Below are 16,390 nucleotides of genomic sequence, written 5' to 3'. Positions count from 1 at the left end.
GCTCGCGGTCTGCGGCGCTGAGCGCGCCCTCGGCGGCGATCTCGCTGCGGCGCCGGCGCAGGCGCCAGGCCAGCCAGCCGGCGCCCCCCAGCAGCAGGGCGAACGGCCCGACCCAGAGCAGCCCGGTCACAGCCTTGAAGGGCGGCTCGTAGAGCACGAAGTCGCCGTAGCGCTCCACGAGGTAGTCGATCACGTCGTCCTTGTCCTTGCCCGCGGCGAGCTGTTCGCGCACCTGGTTGCGCAGGTCCACCGCGAGCGGCGCGTTGGATTCGGCGATCGACTGGTTCTGGCAGACGAGGCAGCGCAGCTTGTGCGACAGCTCCATCATGTCGGCTTCGAGCTTGGGATCGGCGGCGACCGCCGGGGCGACGCCCGGGTCGCTCGCGGTGGCGATGCCGGCGGGGGTGATGGCCGGGCCGCCTTCGGCCGTGGCGGCATGGAGCGGGGCGGCGATCAGCGCGGCGAGCGCGCCGACGCCGAGCACGCGACGCAGGCCGTGGAGCCCGGACGGGACGAGCTTGGGATCAGCCGGCACGACGCAGCTCCTCGACCTTGGGCATGATCTGGGTCTGCAGCGACTCGGGAGTGATCGGGCCGATGTGCTTGTAGCGGATGCGGCCTTCGCGGTCGATCAGGAAGGTCTCGGGCACGCCATACACGCCGAAGTCGATGCCGACGCGGCCGTCGATGTCGAGCACCGAGAGCAGGTAGGGGTTGCCGTGATCGGCGAGCCAGCGCCGTGCGCGCTCGATCGCCATCGTGGTCTCGGCCTCGAGCGCCATGCCGCGGGTGCTGATCGCGCCGTCGCCGCGCACTTCCTTGTAGTTGAGGCCGACCACCGGCACCAGCTTCTGCGCGGCCATGCGTACCAGCACCGGGTGCTCCTGGCGGCAGGCCACGCACCACGAGGCCCACACGTTGAGCAGCCAGACCTGGCCGCGCATCTCCTCGAGCGCGAAGGTCTGCTCGGGCTGGTCGAGACGGGCGAGGCGGAAGTTCGGCGCCGGCTTGTCGATCAGCGGCGAGGGCACCTCGCGCGGGTTGAGGGTGAGGCCGAAGGCGAGGAAGCCGGCGAGGCCGAAGAACAGCAGCAGCGGTACGAGAAACTTGGCTTTCATGGTTTTCCCAGGTCGAACTCAGGCGGCGACGCGACTGCCCACCGCCGCGGCGGCGTCGCGCGCGGCCAGGTGGCGATAGCGGCGGTCGGCGGCGGCGAACACGCCTCCGAGGCCCATCAACACGCAACCTGCCCAGATCCAGCTGATGAAGGGCTTGTAGTAGAGGCTGACGATCCAGGCGCCGTCCTCGAGCTGTTCGCCGAGCGAGACGTACACGTCGCGGAACACGCCGATGTCGAGCGAGGCCTCGGTCATCGGCATGCCCTGGGCGAGATAGACGCGCTTCTCGGGAGTGAGCATGTCGAGCGAGCGGCCGTCGCGCAGCAGTTCGATCCTGCCGCGCGCGGCGTCGTAGTTGGGGCCGTCGGCATCCACCGCGCCACGGAAGACGAAAGTGTAGCCGGCGAGCTCGGCGTGCTGGCCTTCCTTCATCTTGACGTCGAGGTGGCGGTCCAGGCTGCCCACCATGGTGACGCCGATGATGAAGATGCCGATGCCGAAGTGGGCGAGCCACATTCCCCACCACGACGCGGTGATCGAACGCAGGCGCGAACCGGCCGAGGCCCCGGCGCGCTCGCCGAGGCGGCGGACGAGCAGTTGCAGGCTGGCGAGCACCACCCAGGCCGCGAGCGAGAGGCCAAGCGCGGTGCGCCAGGTGAGGTGATCCACCGCCCACGCGCTGCCGACGCCGATCGCCACGCTGGCGACGAAGGCGGGCGCCACGCGGCGCACCTCGGCGAGGAGCTCGTCGTCCTTCCAGCGCAGGAAGGGGCCGAACACCATCAGCACCACGACCGGGGTCATCAGCGGCACGAACACCGCCTCGAAGTAGGGCGGCCCGACCGAGATCTTGCCGAGGCCGAGGGCGTCGAGGAAGAGCGGATACAGCGTGCCGAGCAGCACCGAGGCCGAGGCCACGGTGAGCAGGACGTTATTGGCGAGCAGGGCGGTCTCGCGCGACACCAGGCCGAAGCTGCCGCCGCCCATGAGCTTGTTCGCACGCATCGCGTACAGCAGCAGCGAGAAGCCGATCACGATCACGAGCAGGGCGAGGATGTAGAGGCCGCGCCTGGGGTCGGTGGCGAAGGCGTGCACGCTGGTGATGACGCCCGAGCGCACCAGGAAGGTGCCGAGCAGCGACAGCGAGAAGGCGCCGATCGCCAGCAGCACCGTCCAGCTGCGGAAGGCGCCGCGCTTCTCGGTGACGGCGAGCGAGTGCATCAGCGCGGTGCCGAGCAGCCAGGGCATGAAGGAGGCGTTCTCGACCGGATCCCAGAACCACCAGCCCCCCCAGCCGAGCTCGTAGTAGGCCCAGCCCGAGCCGACCGCGATGCCGGCGGTGAGGAAGACCCAGGCGATCGTGGTCCACGGCCGCGACCAGCGTGCCCACGCGGCATCCATCCGTCCCGACAGCAGCGCCGCGATCGCGAACGCGAAGGCCACCGAGAAGCCGACGTAGCCCATGTAGAGCAGCGGCGGATGGATGATCATCCCCGGGTCCTGCAGCAGCGGGTTGAGGTCGCGGCCCTCAGCGACGGCCGGCAGCAGGCGGTCGAAGGGGTTGGAGGTGACCAGGGTGAAGGAGATGAAGCCGGCGCTGACCAGACCGAGCACGCCCAGCACGCGGGCGAGGAAGGCGTCGGGCAGGTGGCGCGAGAACACCGTCACCGCGACCGTCCACAGCGACAGCGACATCGCCCACAGCAGCAGCGAGCCCTCGTGGTTGCCCCACACGCCGGTGATCTTGTACATCAGCGGGGTGGCGCTGTGCGAGTTGGTGGCCGCGAGCTGGACGGAGAAGTCGCTCTGGATGAAGGCCCAGGTCAGGCAGAAGTAGCTGAACAGGATGAAGAAGAACTGCCCCTGCGCCGCGGGGCGGCCGACCGCCATGAGCGCCGAGCTGTTGCGCTGCGCGCCGACCAGCGGCACGACCGCCTGCACCAGCGACAGCACCAGGGCAAGAATGAGGGCGAAGTGTCCGAGTTCGGGGATCATGTCACTGGCTCAAGGTCTGGGCGGCCTTCTGGGCCTGTTCCACGGCGTGGGCGGCCTCCGGCGGCATGTAGTTCTCGTCGTGCTTGGCGAGCACCTCGGTGGCGCGGAACACGCCGCCCTCGAGCCTGCCCTGCACCACCGCGCCCTTGCCCTCCTTGAAGAGGTCGGGCAGCGTGCCCTTGTAGGTCACCGGGATGACCCTGGCGGTGTCGGTGATCGCGAAGCGCACCGTTACACCGTCGGCCTCGCGCTGGATCGAGCCGTCCTCGACCATGCCGCCGATGCGGAAGGTCTTGCCGGTGGGCGCCTTGCCCTCGGAGACCTCGGTCGGCGTATGGAAGAACACCAGGTTTTGCTGGAAGGCGCTCAGCACCAGGGCGACCGCGGCGAACAGCAGGGCCACCCCGCCGCCGACCAGCATCAGACGTTTGCTACGGGCTTTCATGTTTCCGACTCCATGGCGGGCATCGTGCCTTCGCCGTTACGCTTGCCTGCATCCTTGCCCACCGCGCGGCGCCAGCGCAGCAGGCGACGGGTGGTGTCCTTCCGACGCTGGAACACGAGCACGAGTTCCAGCGCGATCAACGCGAACGCGAGGCCGTAGCTGCCCCACACGTAAAAGGCGGCACCGCCCATGTCCCAGAACGCGGACCAGCTCTCCCACTGCTGCATCAGGCACGCCCTCCGGCGGTTTGCGAAAGCTTCGCGGCGCGCTCGAGCTCGGCGCCGACCCACTCGGTGTGGCGCTCGCGCTCGAGGATCATCGGCCGCACCCGCCACAGCACCACGGCGAGGGTGTAGGCCCACGACGCCAGCGCCATCACCAGCATGCCGGTGAGCATGGTGGTCGCCATCGACGGCGCCTTGGTGAGGCTCACCGAGGCGCCCTGGTGCAAGGTGTTCCACCACTGCACCGAGAAGTAGATGATCGGCACGTTGACCGCGCCCACCAGCGCGATGATTGCGCCGGCGCGGTCGGCGCGACGCGGATCCTCGATCGCGCGCGTGAGCGCGATGAAGCCGAAGTAGAGGAAGAGCAGCAGCAGCTGCGAGGTCAGGCGCGCATCCCACACCCAGTAGGCGCCCCAGGTGGGCTTGCCCCACAGCGCGCCGGTCCACAGCGCGACGAAGCAGAACATCGCCCCGGTGGGGGCGAGCGCCTGGCTCATCACAAAGGACAGGCGGGTGTTCATGACCAGCCCGACCGCCGACCAGAAGGCCATGACGAGGTAGATGAACATCGACATCCAGGCCGCCGGCACGTGGATGAAGATCACCCGATAGACCTGCCCCTGGGTGGCGTCGGTGGGGGCGACGAAGAAGCCGAGCCACAGCCCGACCGCGGTGAGGACGACGGCGCTCGCGGCGAACCAGGGCGCGAGACGACCGGCGAGAGGATAGAAATTCTGCGGTGCAGCAAACCGCAGCAGGCTGCGACCGCGTTCGGGATTCGTCATGCTTCGAGGCTTCGCTTTCTCGGCCCGCCGCGCCCGCCTGGGGGCGCGGCTGCGTCGTCAATCGGTTGAAATTCTGAGCGCTGCCGCGCACGCCACCGGCGCCAGCGCGAGCGCCCCCGCCAGACCACCGCCGAGCAGCAGCAGATGGGCGGCGGCACCGCTACCCGACAGCTCGGCCTCGACCGCGCCGGCACCGAAGATCAGCACCGGGACGAACAGCGGCAGCACCAGCAGGGCCAGCAGCATGCCACCGCCGCGCAGCCCGAGGGTCAGCGCCGCGCCGACCCCACCGAGCAGCGCGAGGATGGGCGTGCCGAGCAGCAAACTTAGTATCAGCACGGGCAGCCCGCCTTGTTCGAGGTCAAGCAGCAGACCCATGGCCGGCGCCACCGCCACCACCGGCAGGCCGGTGCTGAGCCAGAACGCCAGCACCTTGGCCATCACCCACAGCGCAGCCGGCTCGCTAGACAGGAGAAGCTGCTCGAGAGTTCCGTCGCTGTAGTCCTGCGCGAACAGGCGATGCAGCGAAAGCAGGCAGGCGAGCAGCGCCGCGACCCACAGCACGCCGGGCGCGATCGCGCGCAGCTGGTTGGGCTCGGCGCCGACGCCGAAGGGGAACAGGCACACCACGATGATGAAGAAGGCGAGCGTGACGAGCACGTCGGCGCGCCCGCGCCAGGCCAGCAGCAGGTCGCGCCGCAGCACGGCGAGGAAGGTGCTCAGCATGCGAAGACTCCGACGTCGAGCACCTCGGGCGGGCGCGCGAAGGGCGCGTCCTGGTGGGTGGTGAGCATCACCATGCCGCCCGCTTCGCAGTGCTGCGAGAGCGTGGCGGCGAGATCGGCGACCGCACGCACGTCGAGCGCGGTGAAGGGCTCGTCGAGCACCCACAGCGGGCGCGCGTTCGACAGGAACAGCCGCGCCAGGCCGACGCGGCGGCGCTGGCCCTGCGACAGCACGCGCGCCGGCAGGTCGAGCTGGTCGGCGAGGCCGATGCGCTGCAGGGCCTGCACGCAGTCCTCCGCGTCGACCGCGTCGCCGGCGGCAGCGCAGGCGAAACGCAGGTTCTCCAGCGGGCTGAGGAGGTCATTGAGCGCGGCGGCGTGGCCGAGGTAGAGCAGGTCGCCGTGGAAGGCCTCGCGCGCGCGCCGGATCGACTCGCCGCGCCAGCGGATCTCGCCGGCCTCGGGCAGCGCCAGCCCGGTGACCAGGCGCAGCAGGCTGGTCTTGCCGACCCCGTTGGGCCCGGCGACGCGCAGCAGGCCACCCGCCTGGAGGCGGAAGGCGAGGTCGCGGAACAGCAGGCGATCGCCTTTCAGGCAGGCGAGACTTTCGACTTCGAGCATGGGGACGGATTGGAACACAGGCGGCCCGGGATGCGCCATCCCGGCACACACCGGAAAGGCGCGCCCCGCGGCGCACCGCTCGATGCGGCGCAGCGCGGGGCGGGGGCTGCGGCGCAGCTCAGTCCTTCTTCGCGGGCGGGTGCATCACCTCGGGAGCGACGCCTTCGCGCGGCGCGCCGATGTGCTGGTCGACCGGCGGCAGCGAGTGCGCGATGCCCTTGTGGCAGTCGATGCAGGTCTTGCCCTCGGCGAAGCCGGCCTGGTGCATCTGGTTGGAGCGACGGCCCTGCACCGAGTAGTCGAAATACTCGTAGTTGTGGCAGTTGCGGCACTCCTGCGAGTTGTTCGCCTTCATGCGGTTCCACTCGTTCTGCGCCAGGCGCAGGCGCTCGGCGGCGAACTTCTCCGGCGTGTCGATGGTGCCCATCACCTTGCCGTAGAGCTCGCGCGAGGCCTTGATCTTGCGGATCATCTTCGGGCCCCACTCCTTGGGCACGTGGCAGTCCGGGCAGGTCGCGCGCACCCCGGTGCGGTTCTGGTAGTGGATGGTGTTGCGATACTCCTTGAAGACGTTCTGCTCCATCTCATGACAGGAAATGCAGAACTTCTCCGTGTTGGTCATCTCCAGGGCCCAGTTGAAGCCCCCCCAGAACACCACGCCCGCGGCGACGAGCAGGACGATGGCGCCCCAGCCCGCACCGCGGATGCGCTGCATCAGGCTCTTGTTGTTGTCGGTCATGTCGATCCCCGTGTGTCGATTCTTCAGCGCAGGCCTTCCGCGCGCTGGAACTTGTTGCCGACCAGCGGCTTGGCGTCGGTCTGGGGCACATGGCACTGCATGCAGAAATAGCGGCGCGGCGAGATGTTCGACAGTTCGCCGCCGTCACGATCCTTGAAGTGGGTCAGGCTGACCTTGGTGGCGCCCGACTCCTTGTAGCGGCTCCAGGCGTGGCAGTCCATGCACTTGTTGAAGTTGATCGTGACCTCGTAGCCCTCCACCTTGTGCGGGATCAGCGGCGGTTGCTGCACGTAGTCGCGCTCGATCGGCGCCTGGTCGGGAATCGGCTTGTAGTTGCCGACCTGCAGCTCCTGCTCGGCCACGTCGGCGCCGCGAATGCTCTTCACCGCCTGCGCCATCGCCGCGGGCGGCACCATGGCACCGAAGCCGACAGCGGCGACGAGCGCGAGCACCAGATTTCGGGTTTGTTTGTTCATGACTCGCTCCTGTTGAATCGGGTCGTAATGCGGAAAACGTCCTTGCCGCACACATCCACGCAGCGTCCGCAGGTGGTGCAGTCGGCATCCAGAATGAGGGGGTGGTCCTGGCCTACGCCCTTGAGCGCGGGCCGGATGACCTGGGGCTCGGGGCAGACGGCGAAGCAGTCCATGCAGTCGTTGCACGCGCTGCGCTTGGCGGCCGAGACCTTGACGACGGCGGCGCGTCCGAGCAGGGCGTAGAAGGCGCCTTGCGGGCACAGGTGGCCACACCAGCCGCGCGGGGCGATGAGCAGGTCGTAGAAGAAGATGCCGCCGACGATGCCCCAGGCCAGTCCGAAACCGAAGATCAGGCCGCGGTGGAACATCGACACCGGATTCACCCACTCCCACGCCAGCGAGCCGGTCGCCGCCGCGATGACCAGCACGAAGCCGAGCAGCCAGTAGCGCGTGCTGCCCGACGGCACCTTGCCACCCTTGAGGCCCAGCCGCCGGCGCAACCAGGCGGCGGCGTCGGTGACGAGGTTGACCGGACACACCCACGAGCAGAACAGCCGCCCACCGAAGAGCAGATAGAAGGCGAGCACGATGCCGGCGCCGAGCAGCGCCTCCCGGTAGGGCCAGTGCCCGGCGGCGAGCTGCTGCACGACCAGGAAGGGGTCGGTGAGCGGCAGCACGCCGAGGGTGAGGCTGGACGACAGGTTGCCCTTGACGATCCACCACCCCAGCCATGGCCCGACGAGGAAGAGTGCGAGGATGCCGAGCTGCGACGCGCGCCGCAGCAGCAGCCACTTGTGCGCGCGCAGCCAGCCCTTCGCCTCCACCGCCTCGCGCCCGGGACGTGCGACCACGCCGCGCATCGCGGCGCCGCGCACGCTGGTGGGCGGGACCTTGCGTTCCGGCACGCCGCCGGCGCCGAGTCGCGCGCTCATGGCTTCCACCCCGAGTCGAGACCACCGCCCGCCGGCTTCGCGGGAACGTAATCCGGCACCTGCGCGGGCGCCTGGACCGGCCCTTGCCCGGGTTCGACCCGAGTGTCACCGTAGGCCTTGCCTTCGAGGCCGCGCACCGGCAGCTCGACCTGGTCGCCGATGAGCGACTTGCCGGCGGCCTCCTTCTCTTCCCAGCCACGCAGGTAGTGTTCGGCCTTCGAGCCTTGCGCCAGCTTGATCGGCAACACCTTGATCGCCGCCTCGCCGGGCAGCACGCAGGCCTTCTCGCACTTGCCGCAGCCGGTGCAGTGCTCGGAATGCACGGTCGGCAGCAGCATCGCGTGACGGTCGGAGCGCGGGTTGTGCATGCGCTCGAGAGTGATCGCCTGGTCGATGACCGGGCACACCCGGTAGCACACGTCACAGCGCAGGCCGAGGAAGTTGAGGCAGTTCTCCTGGTCGATCAGGACCGCCAGCCCCATCTTCGCCTTGGTGATATCGACCAGCGCACGGTCGAGCGCGCCGGTCGGACAGGCCACCACGCAGGGGATGTCCTCGCACATCTCGCAGGGAATGTCGCGCGCCTCGAAGTACGGCGTGCCCGTCGCCACCCCGTCGCCGAACTCGGCCAGCTTCAGGGTCTTGTAGGGACAGTCGCGCACGCACAGGCCGCAGCGCACGCAGGCCGCGAGAAAAGCGTCTTCGGGGAGAGCGCCGGGCGGACGGATGGCCGTCGCCGGCAACGCCGACGCCTGCTTCGCGTACATCCCGGCACCGAGCGCGAGCAGACCCGCACCGCCGGCGACGCCCGCCGCATCCTTGAGGAAGCGGCGGCGCGAAGCCGGAGCGACGGGTTCAACGCGTCCGGTCGATTGCACCTTGTCGTTCATCAGCATCGCGAGCCCCGCCCTCCGCGCGTCCCCCCGGTCGGCGGGGGCCGGACTCGCGCCTCCTCTCATCAGACCTTAAGGACCTTCACCGCGCATTTCTTGTAGTCGGTCTCCTTCGAGATCGGGCAGGTGGCGTCGAGCGTGAGCTTGTTCACCAGCCGGCCTTCGTCGAAGAAGGGCACGAAGATGAGCCCGACCGGCGGCTTGTTGCGGCCGCGGGTCTCCAGGCGGGCGACGATCTCGCCGCGCCGCGACACCACCTTGACCGCCATTCCGCGCTGCAGGCCGCGCTTCTGCGCGTCCTCGGGGTGCATGAAGATCTGTGCCTCGGGCACCGAGCGGTGCAGCTCGGGCACGCGCCGGGTCATCGAGCCGGTGTGCCAGTGCTCCAGCACGCGGCCGGTACACAGCCACATGTCGAACTCGGCATCGGGCATCTCGGGCGGATCCTGGTAGGGCAGCGCGAACACGACCGCCTTGTTGTCCTTGTGGCCGTAGAACTTCACGCCCTCGCCCGCCTTCACGTACGGGTCATAGCCCTCGCGGAAGCGCCACAGGGTCTCCTTGTTGTCCACCACCGGCCAGCGCAGGCCCCGCGCCTTGTGGTAGACGTCGAAGTCGGCGAGGTCGTGGGCGTGGCCGCGACCGAAGGCGGCGTACTCCTCGAACAAGCCCTTCTGCAGGTAGAAGCCGAGCTCCTTCGACTCGTCGTTCATGTAGCCCGGAATCGCATGCCCGTTGGCCTTCTCGACGTCGGCGAGCGGGAACTTGTTCACCTGGCCGTTGGCGTAGAGCACGTCGTACAGGGTCTTGCCGCGGTACTCGGGCTTCTTGGCGACGAGCTCCTCCGGCCACACTTCCTCGACCTTGAAGCGCTTGGCGAACTGGATGTACTGCCACAGGTCGGACTTGGCCTCGCCCGGCGCCGACACCTGCTGGCGCCAGAACTGGGTGCGGCGCTCGGCGTTGCCGAAGGCGCCTTCCTTCTCGGCCCACATCGCGCACGGCAGGATCAGGTCGGCCGACAGCGCGGAGACGGTCGGATAGACGTCGGACACCACCACGAAGGCCTCCGGGTTGCGCCAGCCCGGGTAGATCTCGTCATTGACGTTGGGGCCCGCCTGCATATTGTTGGTGGTCGTGGTCCAGTAGCACTTGAGCTTGCCGTCCTTGAGCGCGCGGCTCTGCGCCACCGCATGCAGACCGATCTTGGGCGGGATCGTGCCCTCGGGCAGCTTCCACAATTCCTCGGTGAGCGCGCGGTGCATCGGGTTGGTGACCACCATGTCGGCCGGCAGGCGGTGCGCGAAGGTGCCGACCTCGCGCGCGGTGCCGCAGGCCGAGGGCTGACCGGTGAGCGAGAACGGGCTGTTGCCGGGCTCCGAGATCTTGCCCACGAGCAGGTGGACGTTGTAGATCATGTTGTTCACCCAGGTGCCGCGGGTGTGCTGGTTGAAGCCCATGGTCCAGAACGACACCACCTTGCGGTTCGGGTCGGCATACTGCTCGGCCATCTTTACCAGGCGATCCTCCGGCACGCCCGAAAGCTTCGACACCTTCTCGGCGGTGTACTCCGAGACGAACCTGGCGAACTCGTCGAAGCTGATGTCCTTGGCCGCGCCGGTGTCGCCCTTGGGCTTGCCCTCGGCACCCGGGTAGCCGTTGCTCGTGGCCTTGGCTTCCAGCACATGGTTCGGGCGCAGGCCGAAACCGATGTCGGTCTCGCCGATCTTGAACTTGACGTTGCGCTCGACGAAGGCCTTGTTCACCTTGCCGTTCTGGATGATGTAGTTGCAGATGTAGTTGAGGATCGCCAAGTCGGTCTGCGGCACGAAGATCATCGGGTTGTCGGCGAGCTCGTAGGAACGATGCTCGAAGGTCGACAGCACGTGCACCTGGCAGCCTTGCTTGGACAGGCGGCGGTCGGTGATGCGGCTCCACAGGATGGGGTGCATCTCCGCCATGTTCGAGCCCCACAGCACGAAGGTGTCGGCGTTCTCGATGTCGTCGTAACAGCCCATCGGCTCGTCGATGCCGAAGGTGCGCATGAAGCCGGCCACCGCCGACGCCATGCAGTGGCGCGCGTTGGGATCGAGGTTGTTGGTGCGGAAGCCGGCCTTCATCAGCTTCGAGGCGGCATAGCCCTCCCACACCGTCCACTGGCCCGAGCCGAACATGGCGACGGAGTCGGGGCCGTGCTCCTTGATCGCCTTCTTCCACTTCTGCTCCATGATGTCGAAGGCCTGCTCCCACGAGATCGGCGTGAACTCGCCGTTCTTGTCGAACTGGCCGTTCTTCATGCGCAGCAGCGGCTTGGTAAGGCGGTCCTCGCCGTACATGATCTTGGACAGGAAGTAGCCCTTGATGCAGTTCAGGCCGCGGTTGACCGGCGAGTCCGGATCACCCTGGGTGGCGACCACGCGCCCGTCCTGCACGCCCACCAGCACCGAGCAGCCGGTGCCGCAGAAGCGGCAGGCCGCCTTGTCCCAGCGCACCTTGGTGCCGCCCGCGCCGGGCTGCTGCGCCTCGGCGACGACCGGGATCCCGATGCCGGCGGTGGCGGCCGCCGCGGCGATCGCGTTGTTCTTGATGAATTCGCGTCGATTCATGCTCATGTCAGACCTCCGTCAATTCCAGACCTTCATCGGTGTATTCGTAGGCGATCGTCAGCCCCTGCACCTTGGGCAGCAGGTTCACCGCCAGGATCGAGTCGGTCACCGACCAGCCCGCGCCGTCCTCGATGGTGATGACGATGTTGCCCTTCTCGGCGGACTGCCCGTGCAACTCGACCCCGGGCACCTTCTTCAGGCCCTCGACGATCTCGGGGAAATCCGCGGGAAAGGCCCGCACGACCAGACTTGCAATATTCATGTTGCGCTCTCCGTAGGGAGGGGATTGCGCACGCGCGTGTCGATCGCACGCGTCGGGCACGGGCCGATGCAGGCGCCGCAGGCGGTGCACGCGGCGGCGTCGAGTTCGGGATGGGCGACGCCCCCGAGGCGGGGACGGAAGCGGATGGCGCCCTCGGGGCAGGCCTCGCCGCACACGCGGCATTCGACGCCGCGCGCCGCCAGGCAGGCTGCGCCGATCACGGCGACACGATCCCAGGGCGCAGCGGACGCGTCCTCGCGCCAAAGCGCGCGAGGTTCGCAGGCGGCGACGCAATCGCCGCAGAAGCTGCATTCGCCGCGGCTGAAATCGACCCCGGGGAAGCCGCCGTCCATGCACACCAGGATGGTGGTGGGACAGGCCTCGATACAGCGCTCGCAGCGCGTGCAACGCGCGACGAAGTCCTCCTCCTCCAGCGCCCAGGGCGGGCGGAGTGCGGGCTCGACTGCGCGCGTGCGTCCGAAGAGGAAGTTCCGGCGGGAACTCGCCGCGCGCGGAGATGCGGAGGAAGCCAAGGACGATCCAGCAAATTGCGCAGCCGCCATTACAGCCCAGTAGCAGCAGTCAATTATTGACCTGAGTCAACCTGCGAACTCATCTCAATACAGCCGGGCTTGCCGCGCGCGCCCTTCCCCGCCGCTCAGGCCCGCAGATGCTCCACCGCCCACACCGCGGCCTCGACGCGCGAGCGCAGCTCGAGCTTGCGCAGGATGTGCTTGACGTGGACCTTCACCGTACCCTCCGCGATGTCGAGCTCGCGCCCGATCTGCTTGTTGGGGAGCCCGGCGGCGATCTTCTCGAGGATGCGCAGCTCCTGCTCGGTGAGCCCGGCGGCGCCCGCCGACTGTGGCCGCGACTCGCCGCGCAACGCGGCGGCGAGGAGGTGGTTGAGCTGCGGGGGGATCACCACCCGCCCGGCGGCCACGGCCTGCAGCGCCTCGAGCATGGCCTCGGGCTCCATGTCCTTGAGCAGGTAGCCCTCGGCGCCGCCGCGCAAGGCGGCCACCACATCCTCGCCGGAGTCCGACACCGTGACCATCACCACGCGCGCCTCGCTGCGCGCCGCGCGCAGGCCGCGCAGCATGTCGAGCCCGTCGCCGTCGCGCATGTTGAGGTCGAGCAGGACCAGGTCGGGGCGCAGCTCGCGCGCGAGCACGAGCCCTTCTGCGCCACTGGCGGCCTCGCCGACGAGGACGAAGGCGGGAATCGTGCGCAGCAGCTGCACCAGTCCGCGTCGGAACAGCGGGTGGTCGTCCACGATCAGCACGCGACAGCTCTCGTTCATGTCTCCGTTTCCTTCTTCGCATCACCCTGCGCCATCGCCGCCATGCTCGCGTTGGCGGATCGGAAGCGCACGCACACCCGGGTACCGCTCGGCAGCGCCGGCCCGATGTCGATTTCCCCGCCCATGCTGCGCGCGCGCTCGCGCATGATCGCCAGCCCGTGGTGGTTGCGGGCATCCGCCGGCGGCGCGCCGATGCCGCAGCCGTCGTCGCGCACCTCCAGCAGCACCTCGCCATCCGCGCCGCCACGCAGCGCCACCCAGGCATGGCGTGCCGAAGCGTGGCGCACCATGTTCGACAAGGCCTCGCGCACGATCTGCAGCACATGCACCTCCTGGTTCGGGCTGAGCTGGCAGGCGCCGAGCTCCACGGCGAGCTCGACCTCCAGACCGCCGCGCGTGCCGTATTCGCGCGCAGCATCTTCCATCAGGGTGGCGAGGTCGGCCGACAGGCCGAGGCGGAAGGACACCAGCAGCTCGCGCAGCTGACGGTAGGCGGCGCTGATGCCCTCGCGCAGGTCGGCCAGGATCGGCTCCGCCTCCGCCGTGCGCGCCGGATCGGCGAGTGCGCGCTGCAACAGGCTGACCTGGATCTTCATGTAGGACAGCGCCTGCGCGAGCGAATCGTGCAGCTCGCGCGCGATCACCGAGCGCTCCTCCTGCAGTGCGAGCAGGCGCTCCTGCTCGGTGCGCCGTGCCGCGCCGAGCGCCATGCCGATGTGGCGCGACAGCGCCTCGACGAGCTGGCGCTGCCAGTCCTCCAGGCGCGCGCCGTCGGACAGCGACAGGCGCAGCATGCCGTGATGGTGCTCGCGGTCGCGGAGCGGAAAGCGCAGCAGGGTCGGCGACAGCAGCGCCAGCGCCTGCCCCTCCGAGCCGGCCCGGCAGGCCGCGCAGGCGTCCTCGCCGCGCTCGGCGCGATCCGGACAGGGCCCCATGGACGAGGCGATCACCGCCGCGGGGGCGCCGGGGCGCGGCTCGATGCAGACGAAGGAGCCCTCCAGCCCGGCGACGCGGTCGATGTCGCGCAGGGTGGCCTCGTAGGCGTCGGGCGCGCTCGGCGCCTGGTAGAGCCGGGCGATGGCGTGGTAGAGCAGCTCGAGCGAACGGTTGCTGCGCTGCAGCTCGGCGGTCTTCTCGGTGACGCGCAGCTCGAGCAGGTGATAGTGGCGGGCGAGCTCGTCGGCCATCAGGTTGAAGGCGCTGCCGACCTGGCCGAGTTCGTCCTCCCCGGTGTAGCGCACGCGCACGCCGAAATCACCGCCGGCGATGCGGCGTGCGGCGTCGAGCAGGCCACCGAGCGGGCGCAGCAGCGCCCGCTGCAGCAAGACGATCACCACCAGCACCACCCCCAGCGTCACCGCCGCGGCGAGCGCGAGGATGCGGCGCAGCTCGTCGATACGGCGCTCGTTCTCCTGGCCGAGCACCGCGACCAGGCTATCGACCTGACCGACGAAGTCGTCGACCCCGGCGAGCAGCGTCTCGACCTCGCGCGCATCCGGCGGCACAGGCCCGGCGAGCGCCTCGATCCGCGGCCGCACCGAGCGCTCCCAACCCGCCTGCACGCCGCGGTAGGTCGCCGCGAAGAGCTCTCCCGGGGCCTCGTCCACGAAGCGGCGCAGCGCGGCCTGCTGCAGCTCGCGCTCGATGTCGGCCATCGCCGCGCGCGTGCGCTCGGACACACCGATGCGGCCCTTGAGCGCATCGATCGCGATCAGGTTGGCGATCCGCTGGGTATGGCCGCGCAGGGTGCTGGCCACGGCGATCGCCTGCACGCTGTCGCGGCTGCGATCCACCACGACGAAGGATGCGCTCATGCCCGCCAGCCCGATCAGCGTCATCGCCACGAGGGCGACCGACACCAGCAGCATGATCGAGCGCCTCACGAGCAGGCGGGGGACCGCCAGATACATGTGAAATCTCCATCCGGACGCGATCCGGGACAACAACGTGGACATACCCCTTCCACTTCGATCCTCGGCTGCAACGCCTGCAACCCTCGACCTTTGCGTCTACTTTTCAGTGACTTGCCAAAATCCGCGGATACCTCTTCGGAGGTATGCCAAAAACACGCGCGCGCCCCGCTGCAGGTCGCGACGCCATGCAGGGTGGAAACCAGCGGCTAGTCTACCGACTGGAAAACCACGCCGACGTCCGCAGGAGATCCGCATGAGCTGCAGGCCCCCCTCCCTCGCCCCCGACGCCAGCGACCTGCTCGCCCGCTTCGCTCCCTTCGACATGCTCGACCCCTCCGCCCGCGAGCGCGTTCTCGCCGCCGCGCGCCCGATCCACGCCGCCCGCGGCGAGCTCCTCGTCCAGCAGGAGGACTGTCCGCGCGGCATCCACCTGGTGCTGGACGGGCGGGTGAAATGCTTCGTGCTTTCACCCTCGGGCGGAGAGAAGATCGTCCGCCTCGCCGAGCCCGGCAGCTTCTTCGGCGAGGAGGCCGCACTGATCAACCGCCCCCACGTCGCCAACGCCCAGGCGATCAGCGCGAGCGAGTTGCTGCTGGTGCCGACTGCCGCGCTGCGCACCGCGATGGTGAGCTCGACCGCCTTTTCGGTGTCGATGAGCAACCGGCTCGCGGAAGCCAGCTACGATCTGATGTCGACCATGCAGGTTCAGTTCCAGCTCAGCGGCACGCAGCGCGTCGCCCACTACCTGACCCGGCTGGCGCCGGAAGACGCCGAGCGTTGCGAGATCCGCCTCGACATCGACAAGCAGACCATCGCCGCCCAGCTCAACCTCACCCCGGAAACGCTGTCGCGCATCCTCTCGCAGCTCACCCGGGACGGCATGATCCAGCCGCGCGGCCGCCGCGGCATGGTGCTCAGCAAGCTGTCGCAGCTGCGCGACTGCGCGGCGCACTAGGTCGCGCCCGGCGCATCGTTCGTGGCCGGCACCGCCGCGGCAGCCTGCGCCGCTTAACCGCCCCGCTCCCCTTCGCCCGCCTGCGCGGCGAGCACGCGCAGCTGCGCGAGATGGGCCGGCACCGCCAGCCAGCGCGCGAGGATGCGCCAGACGTCGGCGTCGAAGGCGCGCGGCGCCGCGGCGAGGGCGAGCGCGCCGGCCTCGTCCTGCGCGCTGCCCAGGTGGCACCAGCGGTCGAACACCTGCAGCCGGTGCGGGCCGTGCGCGCGCACCTCTTCCACCGCCACCGGCCCCGCCCACGGCCAAGGCTTGACGCCCACCCCGGCGAGCGCGCCGGCGAGGCGGGCGTCGTGCTCCTCGGGCGTCTCGCGCCGCGCGCACACGCCCGCGCAGCG

General features: G+C 69.4%; 18 protein-coding genes and 1 pseudogene. 1 reads left to right on the top strand and 18 read right to left on the bottom strand.

Annotated elements, in window-relative coordinates:
* The 17 genes from C665_RS13335 to C665_RS13255 form a co-directional block, all read right to left on the bottom strand.
* Positions 1-535 (bottom strand): cytochrome c-type biogenesis protein (locus C665_RS13335; protein ID WP_004314214.1); only part of this gene is annotated, 535 nt, incomplete at its 3' end.
* Complete coding sequence (locus tag C665_RS13330) at positions 525-1,118, bottom strand: DsbE family thiol:disulfide interchange protein (RefSeq protein ID WP_004314212.1); 594 nt, start codon at positions 1,116-1,118, stop codon at positions 525-527. The genes C665_RS13330 and C665_RS13335, both read right to left, overlap by 11 nt.
* An 18-nt stretch (positions 1,119-1,136) precedes the next feature.
* Positions 1,137-3,113 (bottom strand): heme lyase CcmF/NrfE family subunit, encoded by a 1,977-nt coding sequence (locus C665_RS13325; protein WP_004314210.1) that lies wholly within the window; start codon positions 3,111-3,113, stop codon positions 1,137-1,139.
* Position 3,114: 1 nt separating this feature from the next.
* Positions 3,115-3,558, bottom strand: coding sequence for a cytochrome c maturation protein CcmE (gene ccmE, locus C665_RS13320; protein ID WP_004314208.1), 444 nt, complete (start codon positions 3,556-3,558; stop codon positions 3,115-3,117).
* A complete protein-coding gene (gene ccmD, locus C665_RS13315) occupies positions 3,555-3,785 on the bottom strand; it encodes a heme exporter protein CcmD (RefSeq protein ID WP_004314207.1) in 231 nt (76 codons plus the stop codon). The genes ccmE and ccmD overlap by 4 nt, the downstream gene beginning before the upstream one ends.
* On the bottom strand, positions 3,785-4,570 hold the full coding sequence (gene ccmC / locus C665_RS13310) for a heme ABC transporter permease CcmC (protein ID WP_004314205.1): 786 nt from the start codon (positions 4,568-4,570) through the stop codon (positions 3,785-3,787). Before ccmC ends, ccmD begins: the two co-directional genes overlap by 1 nt.
* Before the next feature lie 57 nt (positions 4,571-4,627).
* Positions 4,628-5,296, bottom strand: a complete 669-nt coding sequence (ccmB, locus tag C665_RS13305) for a heme exporter protein CcmB (protein WP_004314203.1) — start codon at positions 5,294-5,296, stop codon at positions 4,628-4,630.
* A complete protein-coding gene (ccmA, locus tag C665_RS13300; RefSeq protein WP_012586284.1) occupies positions 5,290-5,916 on the bottom strand; it encodes a cytochrome c biogenesis heme-transporting ATPase CcmA in 627 nt (208 codons plus the stop codon). Before ccmA ends, ccmB begins: the two co-directional genes overlap by 7 nt.
* Positions 5,917-6,034: 118 nt before the next feature.
* Positions 6,035-6,655: a NapC/NirT family cytochrome c gene (locus C665_RS13295; RefSeq protein WP_004314200.1), complete on the bottom strand. Its 621-nt coding sequence runs from the start codon at positions 6,653-6,655 to the stop codon at positions 6,035-6,037.
* A gap of 23 nt (positions 6,656-6,678) precedes the next feature.
* Entirely contained in the window at positions 6,679-7,131 is a 453-nt protein-coding gene (locus C665_RS13290) for a nitrate reductase cytochrome c-type subunit (RefSeq protein ID WP_004314198.1), read from the bottom strand.
* Complete coding sequence (gene napH / locus C665_RS13285) at positions 7,128-8,063, bottom strand: quinol dehydrogenase ferredoxin subunit NapH (RefSeq protein WP_004314196.1); 936 nt, start codon at positions 8,061-8,063, stop codon at positions 7,128-7,130. The genes C665_RS13290 and napH overlap by 4 nt, the downstream gene beginning before the upstream one ends.
* Complete coding sequence (napG, locus tag C665_RS13280; protein WP_040829263.1) at positions 8,060-8,953, bottom strand: ferredoxin-type protein NapG; 894 nt, start codon at positions 8,951-8,953, stop codon at positions 8,060-8,062. Before napG ends, napH begins: the two co-directional genes overlap by 4 nt.
* A gap of 68 nt (positions 8,954-9,021) precedes the next feature.
* Positions 9,022-11,568, bottom strand: a complete 2,547-nt coding sequence (gene napA, locus C665_RS13275; protein ID WP_004314193.1) for a nitrate reductase catalytic subunit NapA — start codon at positions 11,566-11,568, stop codon at positions 9,022-9,024.
* Between the two features lies 1 nt (position 11,569).
* On the bottom strand, positions 11,570-11,824 hold the full coding sequence (locus C665_RS13270; RefSeq protein ID WP_004314191.1) for a chaperone NapD: 255 nt from the start codon (positions 11,822-11,824) through the stop codon (positions 11,570-11,572).
* Positions 11,821-12,357 carry a ferredoxin-type protein NapF gene (gene napF, locus C665_RS13265; RefSeq protein WP_004314190.1) on the bottom strand — a complete coding sequence of 179 codons (537 nt, stop codon included), beginning with the start codon at positions 12,355-12,357 and terminating at the stop codon, positions 11,821-11,823. The genes C665_RS13270 and napF overlap by 4 nt, the downstream gene beginning before the upstream one ends.
* Before the next feature lie 125 nt (positions 12,358-12,482).
* Positions 12,483-13,127: a two-component system response regulator NarL gene (gene narL, locus C665_RS13260; protein WP_004314188.1), complete on the bottom strand. Its 645-nt coding sequence runs from the start codon at positions 13,125-13,127 to the stop codon at positions 12,483-12,485.
* Positions 13,124-15,037: a histidine kinase gene (locus tag C665_RS13255; RefSeq protein ID WP_004314186.1), complete on the bottom strand. Its 1,914-nt coding sequence runs from the start codon at positions 15,035-15,037 to the stop codon at positions 13,124-13,126. Before C665_RS13255 ends, narL begins: the two co-directional genes overlap by 4 nt.
* Positions 15,038-15,293: 256 nt before the next feature.
* Here C665_RS13255 and C665_RS13250 point away from each other — a divergent pair, with 256 nt between their 5' ends.
* Positions 15,294-15,995 (top strand): Crp/Fnr family transcriptional regulator, encoded by a 702-nt coding sequence (locus C665_RS13250; protein WP_004314185.1) that lies wholly within the window; start codon positions 15,294-15,296, stop codon positions 15,993-15,995.
* 53 nt (positions 15,996-16,048) lie between these two features.
* Here the strand turns inward: C665_RS13250 and C665_RS13245 are convergent.
* Positions 16,049-16,390 (bottom strand): annotated as a pseudogene (locus C665_RS13245) (exonuclease domain-containing protein); the annotation flags it as partial.

The organism is Thauera aminoaromatica S2 (assembly GCF_000310185.1).
GTDB lineage: Bacteria > Pseudomonadota > Gammaproteobacteria > Burkholderiales > Rhodocyclaceae > Thauera > Thauera aminoaromatica.
Note: the sequence above shows the minus strand (reverse complement) of the source record. Positions and strands in the feature narration are given on the sequence as shown.

Excerpts from the sequence above, each read along its gene's own strand:
- ccmB (WP_004314203.1), bottom strand. The coding sequence starts at position 5,296 with ATGCTGAGCACCTTCCTCGCCGTGCTGCGGCGCGACCTGCTGCTGGCC.
- C665_RS13330 (WP_004314212.1), bottom strand. The coding sequence starts at position 1,118 with ATGAAAGCCAAGTTTCTCGTACCGCTGCTGCTGTTCTTCGGCCTCGCC.
- C665_RS13295 (WP_004314200.1), bottom strand. The coding sequence starts at position 6,655 with ATGACCGACAACAACAAGAGCCTGATGCAGCGCATCCGCGGTGCGGGC.
- ccmC (WP_004314205.1), bottom strand. The coding sequence starts at position 4,570 with ATGACGAATCCCGAACGCGGTCGCAGCCTGCTGCGGTTTGCTGCACCG.
- C665_RS13270 (WP_004314191.1), bottom strand. The coding sequence starts at position 11,824 with ATGAATATTGCAAGTCTGGTCGTGCGGGCCTTTCCCGCGGATTTCCCC.
- ccmA (WP_012586284.1), bottom strand. The coding sequence starts at position 5,916 with ATGCTCGAAGTCGAAAGTCTCGCCTGCCTGAAAGGCGATCGCCTGCTG.
- C665_RS13255 (WP_004314186.1), bottom strand. The coding sequence starts at position 15,037 with ATGTATCTGGCGGTCCCCCGCCTGCTCGTGAGGCGCTCGATCATGCTG.
- ccmD (WP_004314207.1), bottom strand. The coding sequence starts at position 3,785 with ATGCAGCAGTGGGAGAGCTGGTCCGCGTTCTGGGACATGGGCGGTGCC.
- narL (WP_004314188.1), bottom strand. The coding sequence starts at position 13,127 with ATGAACGAGAGCTGTCGCGTGCTGATCGTGGACGACCACCCGCTGTTC.
- napH (WP_004314196.1), bottom strand. The coding sequence starts at position 8,063 with ATGAGCGCGCGACTCGGCGCCGGCGGCGTGCCGGAACGCAAGGTCCCG.
- napG (WP_040829263.1), bottom strand. The coding sequence starts at position 8,953 with ATGAACGACAAGGTGCAATCGACCGGACGCGTTGAACCCGTCGCTCCG.
- C665_RS13290 (WP_004314198.1), bottom strand. The coding sequence starts at position 7,131 with ATGAACAAACAAACCCGAAATCTGGTGCTCGCGCTCGTCGCCGCTGTC.
- ccmE (WP_004314208.1), bottom strand. The coding sequence starts at position 3,558 with ATGAAAGCCCGTAGCAAACGTCTGATGCTGGTCGGCGGCGGGGTGGCC.
- C665_RS13250 (WP_004314185.1), top strand. The coding sequence starts at position 15,294 with ATGAGCTGCAGGCCCCCCTCCCTCGCCCCCGACGCCAGCGACCTGCTC.
- C665_RS13325 (WP_004314210.1), bottom strand. The coding sequence starts at position 3,113 with ATGATCCCCGAACTCGGACACTTCGCCCTCATTCTTGCCCTGGTGCTG.
- napA (WP_004314193.1), bottom strand. The coding sequence starts at position 11,568 with ATGAGCATGAATCGACGCGAATTCATCAAGAACAACGCGATCGCCGCG.